The following is a 7413-nucleotide window of genomic DNA, read 5'->3' on the forward strand; positions in this document are numbered from 1 at the left end:
TGGTTATTTAATTATTTAGAGACGTATAATGTCAGAAAATTTTGCGCAGTTATTTGAAGAAAGCCTAAAGGGTTTTGAAGCAGAGCAAGGCTCTATCGTTAAAGGTACAGTTATCTCAATCGAGAACAACATCGTACTTGTTGATGCTGGTCTTAAATCTGAAAGTGCAATCCCTGCTGAGCAATTCAAAAATGCTGCTGGTGAACTAGAAGTTGCTGTTGGCGACGAAGTAGATGTTGCTTTAGACGCAATCGAAGACGGTTTCGGCGAAACTATCCTTTCTCGTGAGAAAGCGAAGCGTCACGAAGCGTGGATCCGCTTAGAAAAAGCATGTGAAGAGCAAGAGACTGTTACTGGTGTTATCAACGGTAAAGTTAAAGGCGGTTTCACTGTTGAAGTTGATTCAATCCGTGCCTTCCTACCTGGTTCACTTGTTGATGTTCGTCCAGTACGTGACACAACTCACCTTGAAGGTAAAGAGCTTGAGTTCAAAGTAATCAAGCTTGACCAAAAACGTAACAACGTTGTTGTTTCTCGCCGTGCAGTTATCGAATCAGAAAACTCACAAGAGCGTGAAGAGCTTCTTGCTAACCTTGTTGAAGGTCAAGAAGTTAAAGGTATCGTTAAGAACCTTACTGACTACGGTGCGTTCGTTGACCTTGGTGGTGTTGACGGTCTACTACACATCACAGACATGGCGTGGAAGCGTGTTAAGCACCCTTCAGAAATCGTTAATGTTGGCGACGAAATCGCAGTTAAAGTTCTTAAATTCGACAAAGAAAAGACTCGTGTATCTCTAGGCCTTAAACAGCTTGGCGAAGATCCATGGGCAGCTATCGCTGGTCGTTACCCAGAAGGTTCTAAGCTTTCTGGTCGTGTAACTAACCTTACTGACTACGGTTGTTTCGTTGAAATCGAAGAAGGCGTAGAAGGTCTAGTACACGTTTCTGAAATGGATTGGACTAACAAGAACATCCACCCTTCAAAAGTTGTTTCACTAGGTGACACTGTTGAAGTTATGGTTCTTGAAATCGACGAAGAGCGTCGTCGTATTTCTCTTGGTCTTAAGCAATGTATTGCTAACCCATGGCAAGAATTTGCTCGTCTACAAAACAAAGGCGATCAAGTTACTGGTAAGATCAAATCAATCACTGACTTCGGTATCTTCATCGGTCTTGAAGGCGGTATTGACGGTCTTGTTCACCTTTCAGACATTTCTTGGAACACACCAGGCGAAGAAGCTGTACGTGAATTCAAGAAAGGCGACGAAATCACTGCTATCGTATTACAAGTTGACCCAGAGCGTGAGCGTATCTCTCTAGGCGTTAAACAAATCGAAGCTGACCCATTCAATAACTACCTGGACGCAAACAAAAAAGGTGCTATTGTTAAAGGTAAAGTGACTGAAGTTGATGCGAAAGGCGCAACTGTTGAGCTAATCGAAGGCGTTGAAGGTTACATCCGTGTAGCTGATATCGCTCAAGAGCGCGTTGAAGATGCTACTACTGTAGTTTCTGTAGGCGACGAAATCGAAGCGAAATACGTTGGTGTTGATCGTAAGAACCGCACTTTAAGCTTATCTGTTAAAGCTCTTTTCGAAGCAGAAGAGAAAGAAGTACTAGAGAAGCTTAAGAAAGAAGAGCCAGCGTTCGAAAACGCTATGGCTGCAGCATTCAAAAATGCTCAAAAAGACTAATATCTAGTCTTTTTAAATTGGAAGGGCAGCTTTGCCCTTCCTTTACCACTCTTTAAGGAAACGCTATGACTAAGTCAGAATTGATAGAACAACTTGCTGAGCAACACGCACACATCCCTGTGAAAGATGTTGAAAATGCCGTTAAAGAAATTCTTGAACAAATGGCCGGCTCATTATCTAGCTCAGATCGCATCGAGATCCGTGGCTTTGGAAGTTTCTCATTGCATTATCGTTCTCCTCGCACAGGTCGTAATCCAAAGACTGGCGAAACAGTTGAGTTAGACGGTAAGCACGTACCACATTTTAAACCAGGTAAAGAATTACGTGACCGCGTAAATGCGAGTATTGCCTAGTTTTATACAGGAGTAGTTACTTGTTTAGGGTATTAAAAATTGTATTAATTGCGCTGTGTTTATTTATTGCGTTTGTACTTGGTTCACAGAATCCACAATTGGTGCAAATCAATTATTTAATCGCCAGTAATACTTTACCCCTAGCTGTTGTAATAAGTATCTGCTTTATTTTAGGTGTCGCAATTGGTTGTTTTATAAGCTTTACACTGTTTTCTCAGTTAAAGTGGCAGAATTATCGCTTAAAGAAGAAATTAGCGCCTGAAAAAAACAATAAAAAGCTTGTTGCTAATAAAGACACCTAATCATGATTGAGCTTCTGTTTTTACTTTTACCCGTTGCAGCCGGTTACGGTTGGATAATGGGCAAAAACAGCGCTAAAAACCAAGCTCATCAGCTTAACCGCCAAATTACCTCTGAATATTCTAAAGGCCTTAAATTTCTCTTAGACAGAGAAGAAGACCAAGGCTTAGAACACCTTATTAATCTACTCGAAGTTGCAGCTGACTCAGTTGAGCATTATTCAACATTGGCCACCATGTTTCGCCGCCGCGGCGAGCTTGACCGCGCAATTAAAATTCATGAGCTGCTATTAAAACATCCAAGCCTTGATGAACAACAAGCTGCAACCAGTCGACTAGAACTTGCTGAAGATTATATTATGGCAGGTTTGCTTGACGGCGCAGAAGAGCATTTAGTGTGGCTTGTAAAGGCAGGGCATAAAGAGGCACTAGAGCCAATTATTAACCTTTATTCACAAACTCGTGAATGGGAAAAGGGCATTAACATGTTCGAGGCGCACAGTGATTTATTCACTAAACCTCAGCATGTGAAAGCCATTGCTAATTTTTACTGCGAAGCAGCCTTACAAGATAACGATACGCAAATTATGCGTAAAGCCATAAGCTTAAACCATAAAGCCATTCGCCCATTGTATGAGCTTGGCCACAGTGCCTTTACCAATGAAGATTATGTAAAAGCAATTTATTATTGGCGCGAGCTTATTAGCCAATTTACATTTTTTGCGCCGGTATTTATTGAAGAGCTTGCAGTTAGTTATCAAAAATTAAACTTAACCCACCAATTTCATGAGTTACTCAACGAGTTGCTCGATAAAGGTGGTGTATTAATAAAAATAAAACATTGCCAAGCTTTACTTGAACAAGGCCATATTGAGCAAGCAATTAAATTTTTAACGGATAGTTTAAAGCGTCATCCGACTATTCGTGGCTTTAGCTTTTTATTACAGCTACTTGCCAAACAAAACAACGATATTAAAGATGTACTCGATCAAATTGATAAGCTAGTAACATCTTATATTGCAACTAAACCCGATTTTCAGTGCCAACACTGTGGCTTTACCAGTCATACCATTTATTGGGTATGTCCATCGTGTAAGCACTGGGAAACAATTGTTCCAAGCCGTGGCATAGACGGTTTTTAATTCATATTAGTCCATTAGTTTTTAGGAAAGTTATGTCTGTCGAAGATTCAAAAAAAGTATTAATTGCCCTTGATTACGATGATCAACAAACAGCTCTTGCGTTTGTAAAGCAATTATCGCCTGATACGTGTCGCCTTAAAGTAGGCAAAGAAATGTTCACGTATTTTGGTCCTAGCTTTGTTAAGGAACTAATCGACTTAGGTTTTGATGTATTCTTAGACCTAAAATTTCACGATATTCCAAACACAGTGGCTAAAGCTGTAACCGCTGCTGCAAAAATGGGTGTATGGATGGTTAACGTGCATGCCTCTGGCGGCGTTGAAATGATGACTAAAGCAAAACAAGCTTTAGAACAGTTTGGTGATGACGCACCGTTACTGATTGCAGTAACTGTACTAACGAGTATGGATGCCGCAGAGCTTACTCGTTTAGGTGTAGATAAAACGCCAGAAGAGCAAGTAATTTACCTAGCAAAACTTGCTAAAGAGTCAGGCCTTGATGGGGTAGTGTGCTCAGCCCAAGAAGCGAAAAAGCTAAAAGCAGAACTTGGCGCAGGCTTTAAACTGGTTACCCCTGGTATTCGCCCAGCAGGCAGCGATGCAGGTGATCAAAAGCGCATCATGACACCAAAACAAGCCGTAGAAGATGGTAGCGACTATTTAGTTGTAGGTCGCCCAATTACCCAATCGGCAGACCCAGTTGCAACACTAAAAGAAATTAACGATTCACTAAAATAACCTCGTTATTTTAAAATAGTCTTTAAAGAGCATTGTAAGCGAGAATTATATCGCGCTATATACAATGCTCTTTTTGTTTGTTGGTAGTTTGAAAAATACTCTTGGTTATCTACAAGCGAGAATCAGGAGGTTGAGTAAACTCGTTTTTGGATAGAATCGACTTAACGTAAATGCTCTACAATCCTGCTTTCAGGTAACTTTTTGTATCCAAAAACGTCTAAGACTACTTTTATTAGCGGTGGTCGCAATAGAAAGTTCTAGGCATAAATGGCTTTATAACTTTGAATACCTCTAAATGGTTTTATACATATTGGAGTGAGCTTTATCCAGTTAGCTAGCTCTGCTTCGTTACAGAACCTATAAATTATGGCTTTAAAGGAATAGTTGTATTTGTCATTTTAGCCAGCAATCCACCAACTCGTTTACGCATCTCACGCCTATCTATAATAATATCTATAGCGCCATGCTCTAAGAGGAACTCGCTCCGCTGAAAGCCCTCGGGTAATTTCTCCCGAACGGTTTGTTCTATCACGCGTCGTCCAGCAAAGCCGATAATTGCCTTCGGTTCGCCAATATTAATATCCCCTAGCATGGCTAAACTCGCTGAAACGCCACCCAGTGTTTGGTCTGTTAATACAGAAATATATGGTAAGCCTTTACTGGATAAACGATTTAACGCAGCACTAGTTTTTGACATTTGCACTAACGATATCAGAGACTCTTGCATACGAGCGCCCCCACTCGCTGAAAAGCAAACTAATCCACAATTTGCATCTACAGCAGCTTCAACTGCCTGAACAAAACGTGCACCTACAACTGAGCCCATCGAGCCTGCCATAAAAGAAAACTCGAATGCGCAGGCAACAACAGGTAAGCCCATAAGTTTTCCTTTCATCGCTACTAAGGCATCTTTTTCTCCAGTACTTTTCTGGGCTAGAGCTAGGCGTTCTTTGTAGCGTTTAAGATCTTTAAAATTCAGAAAGTCCTTCGGTTCAAGCTCACTCGCAATCTCAATTCGCTCTCCTTTATCTAAAAAGCTGTCTAAGCTGCGGCATGCCGACATTCTCATATGATGACTGCATTTTGGGCACACATCTAAATTTTCTTCGAGGGCAATGCGATATAAGATCTGAACACAGGATGGGCATTTAGTCCAAATTCCCTCTGGGATCGAAGCTTTACGTGTACTGATTATATTCTTCTTATCTAATAGTTTTTCTAACCAACTCATCGGAAACCTTTTCATATAACCTTAGTGATAAGTATTGTATAGACCTATTTTTGGTAATAAAGTGTGCTTTATTGTTTTTATAATCCAACAAAATGGGATTAAAATATGGTGCTTGATAAAATTGACCAGCAGTGGCTAAAAAGTTTTCACTCTGTCTATGAGAACAACAGTTTTAAACGGGCTGCTGAATTTTTAAGTTTGCCAACATCAAATGTCAGTCGTCATGTTGCTTTGCTGGAAGAACGACTAGATATACGGCTATTCAACCGAACCACACGCCGAATCGCTCCAACAGATGCAGGAGAACATCTCTACTTACGCACACAGCCTTTGTTTGACAAACTTAATGATGCTCTTGAGGAAGTGAAACTGCACTCTCATGAAGCCATAGGGCAGCTTAGAGTTTTAATGCCAGACTCGCCTGCTTTAGCTCAAGCAGTTGTGTCTTTTTGTACCAAGCATCCCTCAATTTCACTATGTTGCGATACAAGTATCAGCCCGAAAGAGGATTTACTTGATGGGTTTGACATCATATTAAGTTTTCACCGAGGAAAGCTCGAAGATAATAATTGGGTAGCTAAGGAGTTAAAACGTTGGCCAAGTACTGTTGTGGCATCGCCAAAACTCTTAAAGACCTATCCTAGACCTTTTCAGATTACCGACTTGAAGCACGTCCCGTGTATCAATACTTTTACTGCGTTAAATGGAGTACCTTGGGTTTTCAAAAATACTAAAGGTGAGCTTATTACTCAAAAAGTTCAGTCTTCATTTAAGGTCAATAGCGGGCATCTTGCTAAATCTGGCACATTGGCAGCTCTGGGCTTTGCTATACTGCCAACCGAATCCTGTCGTAATGAGATAGATTCTGGCTCTCTGGAAGTAGTGAAAATGGAATATGAGCCCGAAGATTTGGTTTTGTATGCCTTTTACTCTTCCAGAAAATACTTGGCAAAAAAGGTCTCGGTGTTTATTGATCATTTAAAGCACCAAGCAAGTTTAGATAGAGGCTGATAAGTAAAGAAAGATGTCAATAAAAATGATTTGTCTGAACCACTTTTTAGAGGAGGTGATTGGCTGAGCAAGTCTTTGTACAAAAGTGAGGCAGCGGGTTGTACTATGGAGGATGCACTAAATTGGGATGAATTGCGTACAAGCTTTCAACTAATAGTAAAAATGTTTGTTAAAACTCAGTACTATGCTCTGAACTGTGTAATGAATCTAAAAGGAAATAGGAATAAATGTTCCGACCCAGATCCGACTGACTCGAAGTTAGGGCTGTGGTTGAAGAGATTGTTTTTCTTTGAAGTAAAGATACATTGGGAGCCCAAACGACACTCCAATTAATAAAGTTCCCAGCACGGCAAAATATCGATACTTCACTTTATGTCTTTGGCCATCTACTATGACAAAACCTAACAAAACAATCGCCGTAACTAAGACATCAAGCCAAGCAAATATACTAATCGGGTTTGCGACCGCTTCACTGAACAAAAGACCTATATCTAAGCCATTGGTTATTAGCCAAGGAACAAACGCTCCATAGGGTAGCAATACACCTAGCACAGTAAGAATTAGATAAAACCTTACCATTTCGTCATCCTTGTTAATTTTTGTTGTAAATCCAAACATGTTTATAGCAAGCAAGTCGCGCGTTTTTCTACCGCAGCGTCATTCGATTTTCAGAATGACTCATTTGTAACAAACTTCTTAACTAATTGCCAATACTACTAAAACACAGTGGTTTTAGCTTTTGTCACGGAACAAAAACGAGCGATTGGGTCGTTTTCTTGACTATGCGAGCAATATACTTTTACGAAATAGAAAAGCAATTTTGGATGGCCGAAGTTCGCTCTTTTGAGTAATTCGCCTTAACACGTTTTGGGGCGTGCGACGTGAAGTCGTATGAAGCGCTGTTCACCGCTTAATGAGTGAACCATCTGTATCACCAGATGATC

Annotated in this window: 8 protein-coding genes; 6 read left to right on the forward strand and 2 right to left on the reverse strand. The window is 40.5% G+C overall.

Going from position 1 to position 7413, the window contains the following annotated elements:
• Positions 1 to 28 precede the first annotated feature (28 nt).
• From rpsA to pyrF, 5 genes are all read left to right on the forward strand, one after another.
• Positions 29 to 1696 (forward strand): 30S ribosomal protein S1, encoded by a 1668-nt coding sequence (rpsA, locus tag QL229_RS15780; protein WP_063528811.1) that lies wholly within the window; start codon positions 29 to 31, stop codon positions 1694 to 1696.
• 65 nt (positions 1697 to 1761) lie between these two features.
• Positions 1762 to 2049 carry an integration host factor subunit beta gene (ihfB, locus tag QL229_RS15785; protein ID WP_036968575.1) on the forward strand — a complete coding sequence of 96 codons (288 nt, stop codon included), beginning with the start codon at positions 1762 to 1764 and terminating at the stop codon, positions 2047 to 2049.
• A gap of 20 nt (positions 2050 to 2069) precedes the next feature.
• Positions 2070 to 2351: a LapA family protein gene (locus QL229_RS15790; protein ID WP_054551349.1), complete on the forward strand. Its 282-nt coding sequence runs from the start codon at positions 2070 to 2072 to the stop codon at positions 2349 to 2351.
• A 2-nt stretch (positions 2352 to 2353) separates the two neighbouring features.
• Entirely contained in the window at positions 2354 to 3490 is a 1137-nt protein-coding gene (gene lapB, locus QL229_RS15795) for a lipopolysaccharide assembly protein LapB (protein WP_135924712.1), read from the forward strand.
• 32 nt (positions 3491 to 3522) lie between these two features.
• Positions 3523 to 4227, forward strand: coding sequence for an orotidine-5'-phosphate decarboxylase (gene pyrF, locus QL229_RS15800; protein ID WP_138557554.1), 705 nt, complete (start codon positions 3523 to 3525; stop codon positions 4225 to 4227).
• A gap of 364 nt (positions 4228 to 4591) precedes the next feature.
• Here pyrF and accD read toward each other — a convergent pair whose 3' ends face one another.
• On the reverse strand, positions 4592 to 5458 hold the full coding sequence (gene accD, locus QL229_RS15805) for an acetyl-CoA carboxylase, carboxyltransferase subunit beta (RefSeq protein ID WP_281547159.1): 867 nt from the start codon (positions 5456 to 5458) through the stop codon (positions 4592 to 4594).
• A 105-nt stretch (positions 5459 to 5563) separates the two neighbouring features.
• Between accD and QL229_RS15810 the strand changes: the two genes are divergently transcribed.
• Entirely contained in the window at positions 5564 to 6469 is a 906-nt protein-coding gene (locus QL229_RS15810) for a LysR family transcriptional regulator (RefSeq protein ID WP_138557552.1), read from the forward strand.
• Between the two features lie 258 nt (positions 6470 to 6727).
• On the opposite strand, the gene QL229_RS15815 is transcribed toward QL229_RS15810, so the two are convergent.
• Positions 6728 to 7087, reverse strand: a complete 360-nt coding sequence (locus QL229_RS15815; RefSeq protein ID WP_249930214.1) for a DUF2834 domain-containing protein — start codon at positions 7085 to 7087, stop codon at positions 6728 to 6730.
• Between the last annotated feature and the right edge of the window lie 326 nt (positions 7088 to 7413).

Source organism: Pseudoalteromonas sp. PAR1, assembly GCF_947311895.1.
Lineage (GTDB): Bacteria > Pseudomonadota > Gammaproteobacteria > Enterobacterales > Alteromonadaceae > Pseudoalteromonas > Pseudoalteromonas lipolytica_C.